The sequence below is a fragment of the Rhodospirillaceae bacterium genome, from assembly GCA_016722635.1.
In the GTDB taxonomy this organism is placed as follows: Bacteria; Pseudomonadota; Alphaproteobacteria; order JAEUKQ01; family JAEUKQ01; genus JAEUKQ01.
Window position 1 is genome coordinate 579625 of the sequence record JADKIX010000010.1, and the last position, 17928, is coordinate 597552.

At 46.1% G+C, this 17928-nt stretch carries 27 protein-coding genes, 1 tRNA gene, 3 rRNA genes and 2 pseudogenes; 20 read left to right on the forward strand and 13 right to left on the reverse strand.

Annotation, left to right across the window (positions count from 1 at the left end):
• Positions 1–111: 111 nt before the first annotated feature.
• The 5 genes from IPP67_07110 to IPP67_07130 all read left to right on the forward strand — a co-directional run bounded on the left by IPP67_07110 (position 112) and on the right by IPP67_07130 (position 3193).
• Positions 112–1605 (forward strand): 16S ribosomal RNA (locus IPP67_07110).
• A 225-nt stretch (positions 1606–1830) separates the two neighbouring features.
• Entirely contained in the window at positions 1831–2160 is a 330-nt protein-coding gene (locus IPP67_07115; GenBank protein ID MBL0338918.1) for a hypothetical protein, read from the forward strand.
• A 35-nt stretch (positions 2161–2195) separates the two neighbouring features.
• The gene (locus IPP67_07120) at positions 2196–2441 is read left to right on the forward strand and encodes a hypothetical protein (GenBank protein MBL0338919.1); all 246 of its coding nucleotides are present in this window, start codon (positions 2196–2198) and stop codon (positions 2439–2441) included.
• Positions 2432–2845 carry a hypothetical protein gene (locus IPP67_07125; GenBank protein ID MBL0338920.1) on the forward strand — a complete coding sequence of 138 codons (414 nt, stop codon included), beginning with the start codon at positions 2432–2434 and terminating at the stop codon, positions 2843–2845. The genes IPP67_07120 and IPP67_07125 overlap by 10 nt, the downstream gene beginning before the upstream one ends.
• A 207-nt stretch (positions 2846–3052) precedes the next feature.
• Entirely contained in the window at positions 3053–3193 is a 141-nt protein-coding gene (locus IPP67_07130; GenBank protein MBL0338921.1) for a hypothetical protein, read from the forward strand.
• A 420-nt stretch (positions 3194–3613) separates the two neighbouring features.
• Here IPP67_07130 and IPP67_07135 read toward each other — a convergent pair whose 3' ends face one another.
• The 3 genes from IPP67_07135 to IPP67_07145 all read right to left on the reverse strand — a co-directional run bounded on the left by IPP67_07135 (position 3614) and on the right by IPP67_07145 (position 4454).
• Positions 3614–3763: a hypothetical protein gene (locus IPP67_07135; GenBank protein MBL0338922.1), complete on the reverse strand. Its 150-nt coding sequence runs from the start codon at positions 3761–3763 to the stop codon at positions 3614–3616.
• Positions 3764–3837: 74 nt separating this feature from the next.
• Positions 3838–4098, reverse strand: a complete 261-nt coding sequence (locus IPP67_07140; GenBank protein MBL0338923.1) for a GyrI-like domain-containing protein — start codon at positions 4096–4098, stop codon at positions 3838–3840.
• 35 nt (positions 4099–4133) lie between these two features.
• A complete protein-coding gene (locus tag IPP67_07145; GenBank protein MBL0338924.1) occupies positions 4134–4454 on the reverse strand; it encodes a helix-turn-helix domain-containing protein in 321 nt (106 codons plus the stop codon).
• Positions 4455–5324: 870 nt separating this feature from the next.
• Between IPP67_07145 and IPP67_07150 the strand changes: the two genes are divergently transcribed.
• From IPP67_07150 to IPP67_07170, 5 genes are all read left to right on the forward strand, one after another.
• Positions 5325–8091: ribosomal RNA gene (locus IPP67_07150) — 23S ribosomal RNA — on the forward strand.
• A 113-nt stretch (positions 8092–8204) separates the two neighbouring features.
• Positions 8205–8319, forward strand: a 5S ribosomal RNA gene (gene rrf, locus IPP67_07155).
• Positions 8320–8388: 69 nt separating this feature from the next.
• A tRNA-Met gene (locus tag IPP67_07160) sits at positions 8389–8465 on the forward strand.
• Between the two features lie 267 nt (positions 8466–8732).
• Complete coding sequence (locus IPP67_07165; protein ID MBL0338925.1) at positions 8733–9158, forward strand: NUDIX hydrolase; 426 nt, start codon at positions 8733–8735, stop codon at positions 9156–9158.
• Positions 9152–9298, forward strand: coding sequence for a hypothetical protein (locus IPP67_07170; protein MBL0338926.1), 147 nt, complete (start codon positions 9152–9154; stop codon positions 9296–9298). Before IPP67_07165 ends, IPP67_07170 begins: the two co-directional genes overlap by 7 nt.
• A gap of 61 nt (positions 9299–9359) precedes the next feature.
• On the opposite strand, the gene IPP67_07175 is transcribed toward IPP67_07170, so the two are convergent.
• Positions 9360–9590 (reverse strand): helix-turn-helix transcriptional regulator, encoded by a 231-nt coding sequence (locus IPP67_07175; GenBank protein ID MBL0338927.1) that lies wholly within the window; start codon positions 9588–9590, stop codon positions 9360–9362.
• 194 nt (positions 9591–9784) lie between these two features.
• On the opposite strand from IPP67_07175, the gene IPP67_07180 reads away from it, so the two are divergent.
• From IPP67_07180 to IPP67_07205, 6 genes and pseudogenes are all read left to right on the forward strand, one after another.
• Entirely contained in the window at positions 9785–10051 is a 267-nt protein-coding gene (locus IPP67_07180; protein MBL0338928.1) for a helix-turn-helix transcriptional regulator, read from the forward strand.
• A gap of 174 nt (positions 10052–10225) precedes the next feature.
• Positions 10226–10762 carry an SRPBCC domain-containing protein gene (locus IPP67_07185; protein ID MBL0338929.1) on the forward strand — a complete coding sequence of 179 codons (537 nt, stop codon included), beginning with the start codon at positions 10226–10228 and terminating at the stop codon, positions 10760–10762.
• A 65-nt stretch (positions 10763–10827) separates the two neighbouring features.
• A complete protein-coding gene (locus tag IPP67_07190; GenBank protein MBL0338930.1) occupies positions 10828–11040 on the forward strand; it encodes an MOSC N-terminal beta barrel domain-containing protein in 213 nt (70 codons plus the stop codon).
• A 115-nt stretch (positions 11041–11155) separates the two neighbouring features.
• The gene (locus tag IPP67_07195) at positions 11156–11302 is read left to right on the forward strand and encodes a hypothetical protein (GenBank protein ID MBL0338931.1); all 147 of its coding nucleotides are present in this window, start codon (positions 11156–11158) and stop codon (positions 11300–11302) included.
• Entirely contained in the window at positions 11287–11619 is a 333-nt protein-coding gene (locus IPP67_07200) for an MOSC domain-containing protein (protein MBL0338932.1), read from the forward strand. Before IPP67_07195 ends, IPP67_07200 begins: the two co-directional genes overlap by 16 nt.
• 140 nt (positions 11620–11759) lie before the next feature.
• Positions 11760–12502 (forward strand): annotated as a pseudogene (locus tag IPP67_07205) (acyl-CoA thioesterase).
• A 41-nt stretch (positions 12503–12543) separates the two neighbouring features.
• Here the strand turns inward: IPP67_07205 and IPP67_07210 are convergent.
• From IPP67_07210 to IPP67_07230, 5 genes are all read right to left on the reverse strand, one after another.
• Positions 12544–12747 carry a hypothetical protein gene (locus IPP67_07210; GenBank protein MBL0338933.1) on the reverse strand — a complete coding sequence of 68 codons (204 nt, stop codon included), beginning with the start codon at positions 12745–12747 and terminating at the stop codon, positions 12544–12546.
• Positions 12748–12773: 26 nt separating this feature from the next.
• On the reverse strand, positions 12774–13205 hold the full coding sequence (locus tag IPP67_07215) for a YdiU family protein (protein ID MBL0338934.1): 432 nt from the start codon (positions 13203–13205) through the stop codon (positions 12774–12776).
• Between the two features lie 78 nt (positions 13206–13283).
• Entirely contained in the window at positions 13284–13535 is a 252-nt protein-coding gene (locus IPP67_07220; protein MBL0338935.1) for a YdiU family protein, read from the reverse strand.
• Positions 13426–13647 carry a YdiU family protein gene (locus tag IPP67_07225; GenBank protein ID MBL0338936.1) on the reverse strand — a complete coding sequence of 74 codons (222 nt, stop codon included), beginning with the start codon at positions 13645–13647 and terminating at the stop codon, positions 13426–13428. Before IPP67_07225 ends, IPP67_07220 begins: the two co-directional genes overlap by 110 nt.
• Positions 13640–14008, reverse strand: a complete 369-nt coding sequence (locus tag IPP67_07230; protein MBL0338937.1) for a YdiU family protein — start codon at positions 14006–14008, stop codon at positions 13640–13642. The genes IPP67_07225 and IPP67_07230 overlap by 8 nt, the downstream gene beginning before the upstream one ends.
• Before the next feature lie 204 nt (positions 14009–14212).
• Here IPP67_07230 and IPP67_07235 point away from each other — a divergent pair, with 204 nt between their 5' ends.
• Positions 14213–14416 carry an NUDIX domain-containing protein gene (locus tag IPP67_07235; GenBank protein MBL0338938.1) on the forward strand — a complete coding sequence of 68 codons (204 nt, stop codon included), beginning with the start codon at positions 14213–14215 and terminating at the stop codon, positions 14414–14416.
• 61 nt (positions 14417–14477) lie between these two features.
• On the opposite strand, the gene IPP67_07240 is transcribed toward IPP67_07235, so the two are convergent.
• Both IPP67_07240 and IPP67_07245 read right to left on the reverse strand, forming a co-directional pair.
• The gene (locus IPP67_07240; protein MBL0338939.1) at positions 14478–14894 is read right to left on the reverse strand and encodes a hypothetical protein; all 417 of its coding nucleotides are present in this window, start codon (positions 14892–14894) and stop codon (positions 14478–14480) included.
• Positions 14891–15211, reverse strand: coding sequence for a hypothetical protein (locus IPP67_07245; GenBank protein ID MBL0338940.1), 321 nt, complete (start codon positions 15209–15211; stop codon positions 14891–14893). Before IPP67_07245 ends, IPP67_07240 begins: the two co-directional genes overlap by 4 nt.
• Before the next feature lie 42 nt (positions 15212–15253).
• On the opposite strand from IPP67_07245, the gene IPP67_07250 reads away from it, so the two are divergent.
• The 3 genes from IPP67_07250 (at position 15254) to IPP67_07260 (ending at position 16121) form a co-directional block, all read left to right on the forward strand.
• Entirely contained in the window at positions 15254–15556 is a 303-nt protein-coding gene (locus tag IPP67_07250) for a hypothetical protein (GenBank protein MBL0338941.1), read from the forward strand.
• 30 nt (positions 15557–15586) lie between these two features.
• Positions 15587–15745 (forward strand): hypothetical protein, encoded by a 159-nt coding sequence (locus tag IPP67_07255; protein ID MBL0338942.1) that lies wholly within the window; start codon positions 15587–15589, stop codon positions 15743–15745.
• A gap of 145 nt (positions 15746–15890) precedes the next feature.
• Positions 15891–16121: a hypothetical protein gene (locus IPP67_07260; protein ID MBL0338943.1), complete on the forward strand. Its 231-nt coding sequence runs from the start codon at positions 15891–15893 to the stop codon at positions 16119–16121.
• Positions 16122–16339: 218 nt separating this feature from the next.
• On the opposite strand, the pseudogene IPP67_07265 reads toward IPP67_07260, so the two are convergent.
• Both IPP67_07265 and IPP67_07270 read right to left on the reverse strand, forming a co-directional pair.
• Positions 16340–17359 (reverse strand): annotated as a pseudogene (locus IPP67_07265) (DMT family transporter).
• A 130-nt stretch (positions 17360–17489) separates the two neighbouring features.
• Positions 17490–17735 (reverse strand): pyridoxine 5'-phosphate synthase, encoded by a 246-nt coding sequence (locus IPP67_07270; protein MBL0338944.1) that lies wholly within the window; start codon positions 17733–17735, stop codon positions 17490–17492.
• Positions 17736–17928: the final 193 nt, after the last annotated feature.

Below are 17928 nucleotides of genomic sequence, written 5' to 3' on the forward strand. Positions count from 1 at the left end.
TTAGGCATGTTGAGGGTGAGAGCCTTTGATATGTTTGGACGAGAGACGTTTGAGGAAGGTTTGAATTAAATTGGGCTCTGATTTGCAGTTTAGGCTGTGGATCGAGTAAGTTAAACTGAGAGTTTGATCCTGGCTCAGAACGAACGCTGGCGGCACGCTTAACACATGCAAGTCGAACGGATGGTAGCAATATCATTAGTGGCGAACGGGTGAGTACAAAGTAGGAACCTGCCCTTGGGTAGGGGATAACTATGGGAAACTATAGCTAATACCCTATAAGCCCTTTGGGGGAAAGATATATTGCCGAAGGAAGGGCCTACGTCGGATTAGGTAGTTGGTAGGGTAAAAGCCTACCAAGCCTGAGATCCGTAGCTGGTCTGAGAGGACGATCAGCCACACTGGGACTGAGACACGGCCCAGACTCCTACGGGAGGCAGCAGTGGGGAATATTGGACAATGGGGGCAACCCTGATCCAGCGATGCCGCGTGAGTGATGAAGGCCTTCGGGTTGTAAAGCTCTTTTGCACGCGACGATGATGACGGTAGCGTGAGAATAAGCCCCGGCTAACTCTGTGCCAGCAGCCGCGGTAATACAGAGGGGGCTAGCGTTGTTCGGAATGACTGGGCGTAAAGGGCGCGTAGGTGGCTCTACAAGTCAGATGTGAAAGGCCTAGGCTTAACCTGGGGATGGCATTTGAGACTGTAAAGCTAGAGTCCGGGAGAGGATAGCGGAATTCCTAGTGTAGAGGTGAAATTCGTAGATATTAGGAAGAACACCGGTGGCGAAGGCGGCTATCTGGAACGGAACTGACACTGAGGCGCGAAAGCGTGGGGAGCAAACAGGATTAGATACCCTGGTAGTCCACGCCGTAAACGATGAGTGCTAGACGTTGGAAGGTTTACCTTTCAGTGTCGCAGCTAACGCATGAAGCACTCCGCCTGGGGAGTACGGTCGCAAGATTAAAACTCAAAGGAATTGACGGGGGCCCGCACAAGCGGTGGAGTATGTGGTTTAATTCGACGCAACGCGAAGAACCTTACCAGCTCTTGACATGGGAAGTATGGGTCACAGAAATGAGATCCTTCAGTTCGGCTGGCTTCCACACAGGTGCTGCATGGCTGTCGTCAGCTCGTGTCGTGAGATGTTGGTGTTAAGTCCCGCAACGAGCGCAACCCCATGTTCAGTTGCCATCAGGTTAAGCTGGGCACTTTGAACAAACTGCCGGTGATAAGCCGGAGGAAGGCGGGGATGACGTCAAGTCCTCATGGCCCTTACGGGCTGGGCTACACACGTACTACAATGGTGGTGACAGAGGGACGCAATAGGGCAACCTGGAGCAAATCCTCAAAAGCCATCTCAGTTCAGATTGTTCTCTGCAACTCGAGAGCATGAAGTTGGAATCGCTAGTAATCGCTAATCAGCAGGTAGCGGTGAATACGTTCCCAGCGCCTTGTACACACCGCCCGTCACACCATGGGAGTTGGTTCTACCTGAAGCTGGTGTTGCTAACCGCAAGGAGGCAGCCAACCACGGTAGGGTCAGTGACTGGGGTGAAGTCGTAACAAGGTAGCCGTAGGGGAACCTGCGGCTGGATCACCTCCTTTCTAAGGATGTTAACCAGCAATGGTTAACCCAACCTTACATAATATTCTACTAATTCAAACCCTATCTTCAACCCCACACCCAACCCACCTCCCTCCCATCCCTTCTCCTCCTTTACTCATTTATCATCTTTAGAGATTCTTATTTGTGAAGCGATACCATTTGGTTGGTATCGCTTTTTTTGTTTATTAGGTTAATTATACATTTGAGTAAATTCAAAAAATTAATTGACTAATTTAAAGGACGAAATTCTAATAAAAGCCCATGCGGATGAGCGTCAGAAAAATAGTTTTTTGACTTTTATTATAATGCCAAGCGCCGTAACAGCTTCACGGTATAGAGGAACCTGCTCAATAAAGGATTTTGTGGCAAAAATAAGCGTGCTCGAAGATGCCGTAAATAAAAATAGGTTCTTAATTACTGAGTCAGAAGAAATTTCTCGTAGACTGGAAGTTATCCAAACAGTAGCAAATCCGCGCGATTTGCAAATAGCATGCACAATCTATGATCAGGTTATTGAAGATTATCATCTATTACACCCCGTCTTACCGAAATAAAATGTTATAACTTAGCTCGGTGAAAGAAAACTATTATGAAAAATATATTATGTTATGGCGATTCAAATTTGCGGGGATGCATTCCAGCAAGTTTTGATGAAAAAACATCCCTCCATTCGAGATATGCGCGCGATCAACGCTGGCCCGGTATTTTGCAAAGAAAGCTTGGCAAGCAATATCATATTATTGAAGAAGGATTGGCTGGTCGAACGACTAATCTTGATGAGCTTATTCCTAATAAACCCCAAGAAACGGTTGGAAGGATTTACCGTTGTTTTTAGAGTCTCATTATCCCCTTGAGATTGTTATCTTAAGCTTAGGAACAAATGATATCAGGGCACGATTTAATCGCACGCCTGAGCAAATTACGCAAGCAATGAGCCAACTGATTGAATTAGTTAAAAATTCCAACAAAGGTCCATCAGGCCAAGCCCCCGAAATTTTATTGATAGCGCCGCCGATCATCAGACAACCTGAAATTTTTTCTGCTTCATTTCAACTTGAATTTCCACTAGAAGCCATCAAAAATTCAGAAAAATTACCTATTTTTTACCAAAAATTATCGCAAAAACAAGAAATTGGGTTTTTAGACGCTTCCAAGATTGTCACTTCTAGTAAATTGGATGGGGTGCATTGGAAGCTTCGCAACATCAAATATTGGCCGAAGCTATTCTCACGAAAATAAAAATGATGAACGAGAAGTAAGTTCCAAATTTTGTTTTTTGTGGTATAAATATATGCTAAAAATATTTGAAAGGAAACATTATGTTTAAAAAAATACGCTTTTATTGTAGCTTTATTATCAAGCTTTGTATTAACAAATATTTCTTATGCGGATTGCACAGATGAGGAGATAGACGCAAAAGCTCGATTTATTATCGACAAGACCATAATGGGTCAAATATCATCAAGTGACATGGACGACATTGTTAATCAGGCCGATGAAGCGGCTTTGCAGGCTTATGCGGGCAAATTGAACGAAGCTTGCCAGAAGTATGATGATATCATCGTAAGATACAACTTAAACAAATAAACTACTTATTAGCGGCTCACCCAATTTAATTATAAAAAAATGAAGATCATGCAGGGGAAACATTTTTTAGTTTAAACTTTGTCACTTATTAGGCCCCTACTTTTAGAAGCCCTTTGCTCGCTCGACTAATTTGGATTAGAGATATGGGAATCCTGGGCCTAAGAAATGGCGTGCTTGAGCACGTGGACTTAAATTTTTAAAATTTTCTGACTTAAGCATGTAGACAGTTGGCGGAATGACAATCAGTTCGAGCTTAATGGGGATAGATTTGATGAATAAGAGACATGCAGGTTGGGGGGTACTTCGGGCACATTAATCGAGCAAACCAGAGGCCATTGCCACCGAACTGCCTGTTTTTATGATCCATTTCATGAATCGTCGCTTCAAAAGAAAAACCGCTTAAATCTTAGTTGTTAAAATTTATTTTTTCAAAGAATTTTTTGGATGGGAATGCAAATATCCGTCAAGTTCTGGTTCTGGGGTGGACATAGGGGTGTTTAAATAAATTTCTAAACATGGTCTTTTATCGTCGGGCAGATAGCCACTTGTTGGTAACCAAGTTCCCATCATTTCTTGAAAAGATTTCCCCAATTTGTTTATAAGAACCTTGATGGCGAGTAATCGCCCATAACCCAGCAGGAAATTTAATGATTTGGACAAGTTTTTCCTTTTAAATTTGTATCTTTTGGCATGGAAATAGCTGCATCAAAACGTAATTGATGGGCTGGAACCACGGTTGGGTCATCCCATGAAAAACCATACATATTTGGCATAGGGTGCAGTAGTCCGTTTGAGCCTGCCCAGGCAAATAATTGCTTATAGGTATCCCCAACTTCATGATAGGGTCCAATATGGCGAATATAGGCAATGGGGTGTTCTTTGATTTCTTCAATTCGTACTTTCATGGTGGTCTCTCCGATAATAGGTTGTAATTCTAGTTTTAAGGGGAAAAATTCAACCGGACAGCATAGGAAGCATGGGTTTGAAAATCTGCCATTGACTTTCCTAGGGTTACTTTTGATGGGTTAAAGCCAAAATGCTTTTTGAAAGCCCGACTGAATGATTCAACATTCTCATAACCAACTTCAAAAGTAGCTTCGGTTACATCCAGTTTTGCTGCATAAGCATGTAATAAGCATATTCCAAACGGATGCGCCGGGTTAGGTCGGCAACCGTTTCTCCTGTCAATCCCCGAAAAATCCGATGAAAATGAAAAGGTGAAAAACAGGCAATCTTGGCCAGCGTTTCCAAAGAAACGGATTGATCAAGATGCTGGCAAATATATTCTAAAGAACGCTGGATGCCATCAATATATATTTGCGTTGTACCAGTTTTTATTCTCATGATTTCCCGTGTTTTCGACCAGTAGGTTGAACTATTTCTCCTTGGTGTGGCAGATGATAGCTAGTTTTTTATCAAGCTGCTTGACTAAACTTGCTATTTTTGTTGATCAGTTAGTTTCTTTATTCTTAATGATCAAAAGTTCAACTGGGGAAGTGTTTCTTTTCTTCTTTTCTTGATAGACTTGAAAGAAAATGTGATTATTGGTCGATTAGTAACGGCAGGAATAAGATTCAGAAACATTTTAAAGGGCAAATAAACTATTTATCCATCTATTATATAAGGGTTTTTATTCTAATAATCATAATAAAATATTATTAGAAACTTATTGACAGGGGGGTATCTTCAGCTTATAACCGTAACCCGTTGCCAGTGTTTCTGGTAATGATATTTGGCCACTTTACGAAGCAGCCAATGTTATATGACAGGTGAGAGAGGAAGGAATGTTAGGGGTTAGCTGTAGCTATTGCTGTGGGACGTGAGTCTTGTGGTGATGGGGATGGTTAGCCAGGCTGGCTGAGGGAGTTGGTATAACTTAGTTGGCGAAGTTTATGTTGATGGTGTGGCCTTAAGGGTTGCAGATTGATGTGGGCGAAGGTGACAGACCGGAATACGTGAAGTATAGAAAGAAGGTTAACCTTGGCTATTGCTGTGCTATTGTTAAGCTTAGGCTTGATAGTGGCGAGGTAGTGGCTGAGAGTTTACGAAGAAGAAAGAAATGAGTTGAGGGATTAAGTGTGACTGTTTTGAATTGAGCGGGGAGTGATCTCTGTGCGAGGAGAAGCGGTTGCGATCAAGCGCGAATAAGAGCATTTGGTGGATGCCTTGGCACTAAGAGGCGAAGAAGGACGTGATACGCTGCGATAAGCTACGGGGAGGTGCGAATGACCAGTGATCCGTGGATGTCCGAATGGGGGAACCCAACCCTTAGGGGTTATCACAAACTGAATACATAGGTTTGTGAAGCGAACCCGGTGAACTGAAACATCTCAGTAACTGGAGGAAAAGAAATCAACCGAGACTCCGCGAGTAGTGGCGAGCGAAAGCGGAAGAGGCCAGTGGTTATAATGTAAGAACCGGAAATGTCTGGAAAGGCAAGCGAGAAAGGGTGATAGCCCCGTACGGGTAGAAAGCAATATAATCCTTGAGTAAGGCGGGACACGTGAAATCCTGTTTGAACATGGGGGGACCACCCTCCAAGCCTAAGTACTCCTTAGTGACCGATAGTGAACAAGTACCGTGAGGGAAAGGTGAAAAGCAACCCGATGAGGGGAATGAAATAGACCTGAAACCGAATGCTTACAAGCAGTAGGAGCCATCATGACCTTCGGGTTGTGTGTGGTGACTGCGTACCTTTTGTATAATGGGTCAGCGAGTTAGTCTCACGAGCGAGCTTAAGCCGATAGGTGTAGGCGTAGCGAAAGCGAGTCTGAATAGGGCGATAGTTCGTGGGATTAGACCCGAAACCAAGTGATCTAGCCATGGGCAGGTTGAAGGATGGGTAACACTATCTGGAGGACCGAACCCACGTCTGTTGAAAAAGACGGGGATGACCTGTGGTTAGGGGTGAAAGGCTAATCAAACTTGGAAATAGCTGGTTCTCCGCGATATCTATTTAGGTAGAGCGTTGATGGATTACCACTGGGGGTAGAGCACTGGATGGGCTAGGGGAGCGCGAGCTTTACCAAACCTAACCAAACTCCGAATACCGGTGAGTAGAAGTCAATAGGCAGACCATGGGTGCTAAGGTCCGTGGTCGTGAGGGAAGAGCCCAGACCGCCATCTAAGGTCCCTAAATCATGGCTAAGTTGGAAAGGATGTGGGAAGACCAAGACAATCAGGAAGTTGGCTTAGAAGCAGCCATCTTTAAAGAAAGCGTAATAGCTCACTGATCTAGAAAAGTCGTCCTGCGCCGAAAATGTATCGGGGATTAAGCCATGTACCGAAGCTGCGGGTTTGTGAAACACGGGAGTGTCCACAAGCGGTAGCGGAGCGTTCCGTAGGCCTGTGAAGGTGTTCCGTGAGGAATGCTGGAGGTATCGGAAGTGAGAATGCTGACACGAGTAGCGATAAAAAGTGTGAGAAACACTTTCGCCGTAAGTCCAAGGGTTCCTGCGCAAGGTTAATCCGCGCAGGGTGAGCCGGTCCCTAAGGTGAGGCCGACAGGCGTAATCGATGGGAACCTGGTTAATATTCCAGGGCCTGCTAGAAGTGACGGATGCTGTAAATTGTTCTTGCCGGATGGAAGTGGTGAGGGCTGTGAAGGTGTCCCAGGAAATAACTCTAGCGTATAGACCGTACCCCAAACCGACACAGGTGGACTGGTAGAGTATACCAAGGCGCTTGAGAGAATGATGTTGAAGGAACTCGGCAAATTGACCCTGTAACTTCGGAAGAAGAGGCCCTATTTGTGGGCAACCATGAATAGGGGGCACATAATTGGGGTAGCGACTGTTTAACAAAAACACAGGGCTCTGCGAAGCCAGTACGGCGACGTATAGGGTCTGACGCCCGCCCGGCGCCGGAAGGTTAAGAGGAGGAGTGCAAGCTCTGAATTGAAGCCCCGGTAAACGGCGGCCGTAACTATAACGGTCCTAAGGTAGCGAAATTCCTTGTCGGGTAAGTTCCGACCTGCACGAATGGCGTAACGACTTCCCCACTGTCTCCAACATCAACTCAGCGAAACTGGATTCTTCGTGAAGATACGGAGTACCCGCGGCTAGACGGAAAGACCCCATGCACCTTTACTATAGCTTTGCAGTGGTATTAGGGAAGAGATGTGTAGGATAGGCGGGAGCGATGAAGCGCTGGCGCTAGCTAGTGTGGAGGCAACCTTGAAATACCGCCCTTTTGTTCTCTGATATCTAACCGAGCCTCAAAAACGGGGGCCGGGACCCTGCATGGTGGGTAGTTTGACTGGGGCGGTCGCCTCCCAAAAGGTAACGGAGGCGCGCGATGGTGGGCTCAGGTTGGTCGGAAATCAACCGCTGAGTGTAATGGCACAAGCCCGCCTGACTGCGAGACTGACAAGTCGAGCAGAGACGAAAGTCGGCCATAGTGATCCGGTGGTTCTGTGTGGAAGGGTCATCGCTCAACGAATAAAAGGTACTCCGGGGATAACAGGCTGATCTCCCCAAGAGTCCATATCGACGGGGAGGTTTGGCACCTCGATGTCGGCTCATCACATCCTGGGGCTGGAGCAGGTCCCAAGGGTATGGCTGTTCGCCATTTAAAGTGGTACGTGAGCTGGGTTCAGAACGTCGTGAGACAGTTCGGTCCCTATCTACCGTGGGTGTTTGGAGAATTGAGAGGATCTGTCCCTAGTACGAGAGGACCGGGATGGACGTACCTCTGGTGTATCGGTTGTCGCGCCAGCGGCATCGCCGAGTAGCTAAGTACGGACGGGATAACTGCTGAACGCATCTAAGCGGGAAACCCACCTCGAAATAAGTTCTCCCTATGAAGGCCGTGGTAGACCACCACGTTAATAGGCCGGAAGTGGAAGTGCCGTAAGGCATGTAGCTAACCGGTACTAATCGCCTCATTGGCTTATCGCATCTTTGCTGATCCGCGCACAGAGATCAAACTCTGTTGGATCAAGGAAAAACAGTGACACGGATACCCCAACTTCTTATCTGTTCTATACTTCACGCATGATGTGTTGACGAAACCTGGTGGTTATAGCGAGGAGCCTACACCCGATCCCATCCCGAACTCGGCCGTGAAAATCCTCCGCGCCCATGGTACTGTGTCTTAAGGCGCGGGAGAGTAGGTCGCTGCCAGGTCCCGTCAACACATCATATCCTCTCCTCACCTCCATATAATCCCACCACACCCCAACACACATACCCTAACGCGGGGTGGAGCAGCCCGGTAGCTCGTCAGGCTCATAACCTGAAGGCCGCAGGTTCAAATCCTGCCCCCGCAACCATCTATCCCTTCAATTCATTAACTTGTTCATTAATAAGTTTTAGCCATTGCTACTTCAGCAATCAAATTTATTTAAACCTAGAAATTATTAAATCATTTAAATAAGAACTCTTGGTTCAAAAAAAGAAATCATGTTCCTAAAATGCTGATAATTTTTTTAGGTGTAATATCCCCTAATTTTGGTTATATCAAGAAATCTTAGGGTGCAAGTGGGGTATTTCTACAAGTTACAATAAATAGAAAAATGTTAGAATTGCTGGAGTAGGTAATGATATCACAAAAATATTCTGATCATAAAGCTTCTCATTTTCCTGTTTCTATTAAGTCCGTTATATATCTTAACAGGAAAGTTATCTTGCTAAAAAATGAAAGAGACGAGTGGGAATTACCAGGGGGGAAACTTGAACCGGGCGAGAGTCCTGAAAGCTGCGTGGTTAGAGAAGCCTTTGAAGAACTTAGCATTTCAGTTGAAGTTGATAGTATTATTGATAGCTGGCTTTATGTTGTTTCACCTAATGTTGAAGTTGTTATTATAACCTACCTCTGCAAGACAGTAGGAAAAAATCGTTCTCCGACGGTCAGTCATGAGCATAAGGAAGTAAAACTTTTCAGTATACAAGAAGTTCCCGGTCTTTTTATGCCTGATGGATATAAGCGGTCTATAGCTAATAGTTATAGAGCTATAAAATGTTAGAGAACTATAAAACAATATATGCTAATGTTGATGAAGTTATAGAGAAACACCCAAAAGAATCACTTCTTAATATTAAGTCAATTGATAAAAATCCTTTGAAAGCTCAAAAACGATTGGCGAAATTGGGTGATAATGTTTAACTATTAGGAATTTCATCCTCTTGCAGCCATGGAGAAAGGGCCTCTTTTATAACCTTCATAATCACTTGGCTTCTTCAGAGATATGAGAATTTAGTAAATAATCCATGGCTCTTAGGATTAAGGCTAATTTCCCTACACTCATACTGCTTTTTCCAGCCTCATATTTTTGAATTTGCTGATAGGTTACGCCTATCATGTCGCCCAAAGCTTTTTGGGTAAGGCCATGCTGGCGGCGCAGGGTACGGATGAAAATACCAATTTGTTGATTGATCTGCCGTTCATAATCAGCCATTGCCTGTTTATTGCTGAAATCAAGCGGCTCGAATAAATCTCGTTGCTGTCCTGATGGTTGATAGCACACATTTGTTCCAATGATTTTTATTATATTCACATGTATAAATACTAGACTAGCGTTATTTTACATTGAGTGACGTAAAATGTAAATACGCTACTTGCTATTCTGACAAAAAAGAATGGCAGGTCATCATGGACAATCAAAAAAGAAAACTAACCACCAATATCTGCGGCCACCGCATTAAAGTGGCGCGGGTTGAGGCGAAAATGAATCAGCTAGAATTAGCCACCTTGCTGAATACCGATTATAATTTAGTGGTTGATCAGAACAGCATTTCTTTAATGGAAAATGGTAACCGTTTTGTGAAGGACTATGAAATAATCATCCTGGCTAAGGCCCTGAACAAACACCCGATGTGGTTATTATTTGGCGACCAAATTCCTCCTGAATTTCAGTAATTTAATGCCTCGGCTAGAATGATTTTGAAAGCAGTTGTTATCTGTATATAAATCTTGCCTCTGTCTGTTGTTTTCATGCTGATAAAGAAGGTTTTCAATCGTTTATTTATCACATATAATAGCTGAAGACACAGTCGCGATGAACAAGAACACTATCACGAATAGGGAAGAAATATGATGGATAAGACCCATAAAAAAATGAATGAAACGCCAAAAGCGGCCAAAGCAAGTAAATTGCAAACCCTTACCCTCAGCCGTATTGTCAATGCTTCGCGTGATAAAGTGTTCAAGGCGTGGACAGAGCCCAGCCAGATCATGCGTTGGTGGCGGCCAAAGGGTTTTACCTGCCCCAGCTGTAAAGTTGATTTGCGGATGGGTGGAACTTTTCTTTATTGCATGCGCTCACCTGAGGGTAAAGATTTCTGGGGTAAAGGGGTATACCGGGAAATTGTCTCCGGGCAAAAGCTGGTTTATGTGGATAGTTTTGCAGATGAGAAGGGTAATCAAGTCTCGCCCAAGGCCCACGGATTAAGTGCCGAATGGCCAGCCGAATCACGAATTACCGTGACCTTTGCGGATGAAAACAATAAAACGAAGGTAACCTTACAGCATGCTGATCTACCCGATAGTGCCGAGAGTGACATGTGCAAAACGGGCTGGAGTGAAATGCTAGACCAATTAGTTGAAAATTTTTCAAAACCTTCCAGGTAATGCTTCAATGCCTTTTATCTCAAAATCATCATATATCCTTTTAAATCACTGCCAGGAATTGAAGTATCGCCGCTCGGTTCACTGCGGCGGGCAGCTGGCAAGGCGACCGGGAGTTTGCTTTTGAATCACCGGATGGCCGAGTGGTCAATGCCAAACGCCTAGCTGAAATTCACAAAATCCGGGCTGAATATAATTTGCCCAAGCGCACCATCACGCTGTGGTCTGAAGCATTCCCTGAAAAGAAACTTTCACTTTTGATCACCAGCGTGAGGCATTGAGCGCCTGGGTTGCCAAACAGCTTGATATTCCAGGCCTTCATCTCAAACGAAATTCTGTCATAGGGTTTCCGGATGATTTCAAATCACCGGCCCCACCATTGTGGAAAAGCCACGCTTGAGGCGGCTGGCCGGTATTTCGACCCCTGATCAATGGCTTGACGAAATGACCTTGCGGATGCGTCCGAACATCATCATGGCCATTAGGGTGGATGCCTATTGGGAGGATACCTTTATGGTCAAGAAGGAGTGGGTGGCCTGTTAAATTTGGGTCGAAACGAATTAATTGTCACCAACCCGTGTTCGCGCTGTGTTGTGCCAACCCGTAATCCTGAAACCGGAGTGGTCACGGACCAATTCATGAAAAAATTCATGGAAAGAAGGCGTGCTACTTTGCCAAGGCATTTACAGCAAGATCCCCGTTTTGAAAAAAATTCCTACCGGTTAACCGTGAATGTTTTGGGTCCGAACGGCGGCATAGTCAAGGTGGGTGACGGGGTGAAAATCGGCGCTGAAATGAAATTGGGTGATTTTCATGGAAAAACCTCAACTGCCTTAAAAAGCCTGGGTTCTTCTATTTAGTTAAAATTTCCTTTGTCACATTTGCATAGAGGCCCATTTTTAGCTCTCATTGTGCGGATGTTTCCTCGATTCATACTTGTGCTGCACTGCAAAAAACCGTATAACAATGGTATGGCAAACACCAGCGGATGGAGGATAACATGCAACCCGTGCGTCTCATTGATTTGGTTTTTCCGGGTGATACCAATCATCACGGTACGCTGTTTGGGGGCATTGGGCTTGGCGATTATGGACAAAATTGCCTTTATTGCGGCAACGCAACATGGGCGGGTGAAATTTGTTACCGCTTGGCTGAGCGTATTGATTTTCGCGCTGCGGCCAATGTTGGCGAAATTATCGAATTTACCGGCCAGGTCATACGGGTGGGGAAAAGGTCATTAAGTGTTGAGGGTTTCGATGACGGCGGAGGTTTACTGACTGGCGAACAGCGATTATGTACGCGCGGCGTTTTTATATGGTTGCCGTGGGGGCTGCTGATGATTATCAGTTACCGCCCTGCTTAAAACAAAATCAGCCAGTCGTTCTCAAGAAGTTCGGATGGTTGGAAATGGTCTTTCCCAATCGCACCAGTCATCATGGAAACTTGTTAGGAGGGCGGGCATTAGCGGCCATGACCAAAGCTGCTTTTATTACGGCCACCCGCCAGCGCCGACAGGCAGTGGTATTAGGTTCAGCGAAAGATGTTGATTTTCAGAGGCAAGTTCCAAGCGGGAGCAATTATGGATTTGTCGAGTAAAAACCTTGAGGTTACGGAACGTTTCACAACGGTAGCGGTCACGCATTAATGGCCGAGAATTTATTCAGCGGCGAAAGATATATAGCAGGGGCGGGTCATTTCGTTATGGTTTCACCGCGAATAGCAAAAGAACAATTGATCACTTGATCAAATATCCCGCGCGGGGATCACGTTGGCAAAGAAAGTTCTTAAGGAGTTGATTTATTGAATGAAATAAACTGACGTGCGTTACGACGAGCAAGACACGCATAAATCGCGCATTTCTTGGGGCGCTTCCTGGGCAAATTTTTCCATTCCCGCATGCTCGGCATACGGGTTTTGAATATTTTCATCAAATCATCAATCACGGTATAATCCTGATGGTTCGAGGCGCGAATGGCGGTTTCCGCCACCCAATTCCTTAAGATATATTTGGGGTTTATTTTTTTATTCTGGCTCGATAACCCGGCGCTTCCTGCCGCATGCGATTCAAATATAAACTTAACCAATCTTGAACCAGGGCCTTATCCTGAAACAAGGCCTTAAAAACCTTATTATCCTGACCCGCAACTACCCCACTTAATATATGGAAAACCTTGGTATAATCCGCTTTGTGTTTGGCCATTAAATCGAGAAGCTTTATCCAAATTTCCTGGTCATGTGCATTGGGTTTGGTTATCCCAAATTTAGCCGTCATCAATTCCTGATAGAACGAATTATACTCGGTGGGGAAGGTGGCTAAAATATCCCGCGCCATTTGCTCGGGGATCAGCGATTGCAATACATAACCCAGCACCTGTAAATTCCAGTAAGCAACCGCTGGCTGCTTGGTCAAAGCATAACGCCCGGTTGGATCAGAATGGTTGCAAATAAAATGCGGATCCTTGGCTTCATAAAACCGAACGTCCCGTAATCAGCGTTAAGCCAAGGATCGACATATTGTCGGTATTCATGACCCCGTGGTAAAGCCCACCGCCTGCCACTGCGCCATCAGCCGCGCCGTGCGTTTGGACAATTTCGGCAAACCAGTCTTGATAGGATAATCCATTAAAATACAGTTGATAACGTGGTCAGCCAATAATTTGATCAGATCAGGTCGTTTGTGCGAGAAGAAATGTTCGAAATGGCCAAAGCGGATATGCGAGGGTGACAGGCGGGTTAGAATAGCGCGGGCTCCCTTTTTCCCGCGCCACTTGCTCACCGCTGCCGATAATGCACAGGGAACGGGTGGTAGGAATGCCCAGGCCCTGCATGGCCTCACCACATAAATACTCGCGGATGCACGAGCGCAATACTGCTCGACCATCACCCATACGGGAATAGGGGTTTGCCCCGATCCCTGAGGGCATATCCCATACGGGTTCTTTTCCCCCGAACTTGGCCCAGCAATAGAGCCCGCCCATCTCCCAATTGCCCTGCCCACACGCCGAACTGATGGCCAGAATAAACCATCGCCACGGGCTTGGAACCCAACAAATTTTTGTTCCCGGAAAAATAAGCAGGAAAATCAGAATCCTGTGTTGATTGGGGATTAAGGGCAATCTCTTCAGCCATATCTTGATTCAAGTGGATGAGGAAAGGGGATTTTGCAACCCTCTGCTGCCATTGATGTATAAAATCAGTGGGCAAAGTTGCAAAGCGATTGTCAAAAATTAATCCATAATTTGTGGTCATAGCCTTATTATAGGCGAAATCCTTGCCTTTTCAAGGGTAGCACTTGCCAATCGACAATCAAAGTAAGGTTACTTAAAATATCATTCTTTAAGAATATTTGAGGAATTAAGATAAATTTGGGGTGATATGATCCATTGCGCCTGTTTGCTGCGGAAAAGATAATAGCTTATTATTGGCCAGGTTCGCAACCATAAACTTTGGTATTTGCCTGGGGGGAAGATTGAACATGAGGAATCGCCCAAAAAAACGCTTATCCGTGAGCTTGCGGAGGAGCTAGGGATTACGGTTCCGATCGAATCCTTAACTTATGTTACAACTGTTATTGGCCCAAGTTTACGATGGCAAAGATCAGGTGACACTGATCTGTTTTGCCGGGGATATCCCCAATTCCTTCAAACCCTCGGCTGAAATTACTGAGGCCGCCTGGATTAAGAAAGATCAGCGCGAATTGATGGCCCCGGCTGTTCAATTATTGGTAGCAGGTAGGGGGTAAAACAACATATGAAATCAGTTGCAGCAGGTTGGGATTGGGTTTTGGCAAATAATTCGGCATCAGCCTTTTTAACAAGGCAGTAAATGTAATGGAAAGGGGTTTCCCTGCCAGCAAGCGTTTGCGGGAAACAGCTGGCCTGATAACCTGAATCCACAGCCCTTTCCAGAAAATGCGCTGATTCAAAACTCGACCATAGCAGCATTTGCCCATTTGTGGCCAAGCCATTCCACAGGGCTTGCAACCCTTGGGGCTGTGCAAAAAATGGTTGCTGTTTTGGGACAAGGCCTGTGGACCGTTATCAACATCCAGGATAATCATATCATAGCGTGTGCCAGATTGCATCATGGCCGCCACATCGGCGTGGTGCAGGGTCACACTGCGACAATTCTTCAAAATTGTGTTTGCAGATATTGCCGGTACCATCCCATGACAGCTGCGGAAATTTCGGCCACCTCTATTCTGCCCCGGGCACCCAGATTTTGGGCAATGCCCCGAGGGTATAGCCTTAACCCCAGCCCACCCAGCAAGATATGGGGGGTGGGGTTGCTGCACAAAAGAAACGGCCATTTCCCCAACCTATCTTGGGATTCATGGTTATAGCCATTCATCAGCTCCATCCCGTCCACCCGGATCATGTACCGGCCATCCCGGTGATACAGGTCGAATTGGTGTGAGGCAACGGTTGCGGTATCTAAATGGGTCCAGGCCATGAAAATATGCTCGATAAATGATAAAAACAGGGATAGACTAGCATGAAGCCAAGATTTGCTAAAGGAAATGTAATTTTTACGGATCTATCAACTTATTCATCAAGGGAGAAGAAAAATGAAAATCGGGATTGTTGGCTGTGGGAATGGGTTCACCGCCGCCTATGCCTGTGTTTTGCGGAGGTGGGAACAGAATTAGTATTGGTGGATAAAAACCACGCCTTGGCCCAAGCCCAGGCCGAGGATATTTTCCATGCCACCCCCTTTGCCGCCCCCATTCCTATCCACGCTGGATCATATGAAGAAATTGGCAGGGGCCGCCATCGTGATGATCGCTGCGGGTGTTAATCAACAAACCCATGAAAGTAGGCTTGATCTTTGGTAAAAGGCAATGCTGAGGTTTTTGCGGATATCATCCCCAAAATTCGGGCGGCGGCCCCGCATGCTATCCTCGTTAATGCGACCAATCCCGTTGATGTCATCGACCCATCCGATCGACCATTTTGGCAAGGACCAGACGAAGGGGCGGGTGATTGATTCCGGCACTATCCTGGATACCGCCCTTTTCGGGCTTTGTTAGGACAGCATTTGGGGACGTTTCACCCACTCTATTCAGGCTTATGTGTTGGGAGAACATGGTGTATTGAGGTATTGCATTGGTCGAGGGCGACCGGTTGCAAACATGCCGCTAGTTGATATGGCGGCCCAGGTAGCCCTGATCACGCAAAACCGCGCGCGCAGATTGATGAGCGGGTTCGCCGCGCCGTCCTTACCGCATTATTCAGGCAAGGGGGCCACTTGGTATGGGATTGGCGCTGGCAGGCCTGCATCGCCCAAGCCATTTTTACAAGATGAGCACGCGGTTTTAACCTGCTGCGTGCGCTTGCCGGAGGTTAGGGGATTACAGATGTAACTTTTCCTTACCCCATATTGTGGCAGGGGCAAGGGTGCGGCAAACCCCATACCCGCTTTTGGATAAAACCGAACGCCATCAGTTACGCCGTAGTGCCGAAATATTGAAACTCGCGATCCAGACAATAGGTTTGTAGGGCCGTGCGGGATATAAAAACCACGCTCTGAATCCTGATGAACTAATTATCCGTGATAGCGAATAGAAAAACTCCACCAACCTCAATGTTGATGACGGTGGTGGGTGTCTGGGAAATGTGGGTGGGTATGTATCAGCGGCTCATGACGGTGCTGATGGCGATGCTTGTTTGTTGGGGATATTGCCGGATGCTTATGGGAATGATGTTCATCATGACTATGCTCTCATGGTCATGATCCAGCATTTCGTGGAAGATGTTCTATGCCTATGTTGCTCTCGTTAAATGTAACCATGTGCCCAACGCCATGAGGGGTACCAGAGATCGCTATCCTGATACTCAGCGGTTCTCGAAGAGGGGATTGCCAAAGCTGCGGCAAAAAACGGCGCAACGGAAAAATAAGCGACCGTTCGAGCGGTGCCGAGATGGCGCAAGCCCACAATAAATAAAAAAGAGACTGATGCCATAAAGCAAGCCAACCAATAAAACAGGGTTGCCATCATTGTCGTGAGAGGTGGCCAGGTTGCGCCCAATATAAAGCGATCGTTACGTTTACACTACCTGCTATCAACCCTTTGATGGCAACAACCAGGTGGTATCGGCCAACGATATCTTGCGCGTTAGAGTTTGATCGATGCCCCATGCGAGGCAAGCGCCCCACAATAGCTAAAAGGCCATAGGGTTGAGAACTGAATCTGTTCAGGCCAGCTCAACAGGGTGGTGCCAACGATGGTAACCGTGCCGAAACAATCCGCCGGTCAAAATTTCCCCGGAAAGCAAACCACGCCAGTAAGGTTGTAAATACGCCTTCCATATTCAATAGAGATGACCTCCGAAGCGGCATCTTGCCAGTCCAAACATAAGCAATACCGGAGCAACGATGCCGCCTGCAAGAATTGCCCCAATCAACCAAGGCCATTCACTGGGAGATGGTGTCCTCACGCATGACGCGGTACAGCGAAAGCCCCATCTCGATCCTAAATAAAAACAAACCAGCCAAAAACCAAGGATTTGTATTTGATAACCATTTGGCCAGGAGTACTACTGCAAACAACAAAGCGCTATCGAGGCAGCCAATACATGGGCAGGTTATTACATGTTTCAGTTCATAATTGTCCAGCGTCTTCCAAAGTTTTGGGTGCATGTCTCCACCCATCTTAAAAACTATCTCCATATCGCAACGGGGGTGGGTGTAACGAGTTCCTATGTAAGTGCCGATATAATGATCTACTCCGTCATTTTCTGAAGTATTTCAAAATAATTGTTTGGATGAAGGCCATCGGTGCTTGATTACCCATTGGGTGATGCTGGGGTTCCTGCTGGATAATCTGGGCATATTGGCGGATGATTTGAAATGATCCAGCCATCACGGCTTCTGACACAATCGCATGGCCAATGGATACCTCATCCCAGGTTGCACCGCCTGAACCAAGCGGGGGCAGGTTTTCCGCATTCAAATCATGGCCCAGATGTCGCCGCAAACCTTTTGCCAGGCATCATTGACCACGTATACAATTTGGTTCAGTTGTTGCAAACGCGCTCTTTGCCGCTGCACGGGCTGTATTCCTGGGTGATAAGTTCAACCGCGCAGGCACTTACCCGGATAGCCAATTCAACACCTGCAGTGTTGACATCGATAAACACCGACGTTTTGGTAAAAGTTTTTAGGAACTG

Coding starts and splice junctions, on each gene's coding strand:
- IPP67_07245 (MBL0338940.1), bottom strand. CDS start 15,211: ATGGCCTGGACCCATTTAGATACCGCAACCGTTGCCTCACACCAATTC.
- IPP67_07250 (MBL0338941.1), top strand. CDS start 15,254: ATGAAGCCAAGATTTGCTAAAGGAAATGTAATTTTTACGGATCTATCA.
- IPP67_07130 (MBL0338921.1), top strand. CDS start 3,053: ATGGGTCAAATATCATCAAGTGACATGGACGACATTGTTAATCAGGCC.
- IPP67_07175 (MBL0338927.1), bottom strand. CDS start 9,590: ATGGCTGATTATGAACGGCAGATCAATCAACAAATTGGTATTTTCATC.
- IPP67_07165 (MBL0338925.1), top strand. CDS start 8,733: ATGATATCACAAAAATATTCTGATCATAAAGCTTCTCATTTTCCTGTT.
- IPP67_07260 (MBL0338943.1), top strand. CDS start 15,891: ATGCCGCTAGTTGATATGGCGGCCCAGGTAGCCCTGATCACGCAAAAC.
- IPP67_07180 (MBL0338928.1), top strand. CDS start 9,785: ATGGACAATCAAAAAAGAAAACTAACCACCAATATCTGCGGCCACCGC.
- IPP67_07170 (MBL0338926.1), top strand. CDS start 9,152: ATGTTAGAGAACTATAAAACAATATATGCTAATGTTGATGAAGTTATA.
- IPP67_07185 (MBL0338929.1), top strand. CDS start 10,226: ATGATGGATAAGACCCATAAAAAAATGAATGAAACGCCAAAAGCGGCC.
- IPP67_07135 (MBL0338922.1), bottom strand. CDS start 3,763: ATGATGGGAACTTGGTTACCAACAAGTGGCTATCTGCCCGACGATAAA.
- IPP67_07120 (MBL0338919.1), top strand. CDS start 2,196: ATGAAAAATATATTATGTTATGGCGATTCAAATTTGCGGGGATGCATT.
- IPP67_07140 (MBL0338923.1), bottom strand. CDS start 4,098: ATGAAAGTACGAATTGAAGAAATCAAAGAACACCCCATTGCCTATATT.
- IPP67_07230 (MBL0338937.1), bottom strand. CDS start 14,008: ATGACCACAAATTATGGATTAATTTTTGACAATCGCTTTGCAACTTTG.
- IPP67_07225 (MBL0338936.1), bottom strand. CDS start 13,647: ATGGGTGATGGTCGAGCAGTATTGCGCTCGTGCATCCGCGAGTATTTA.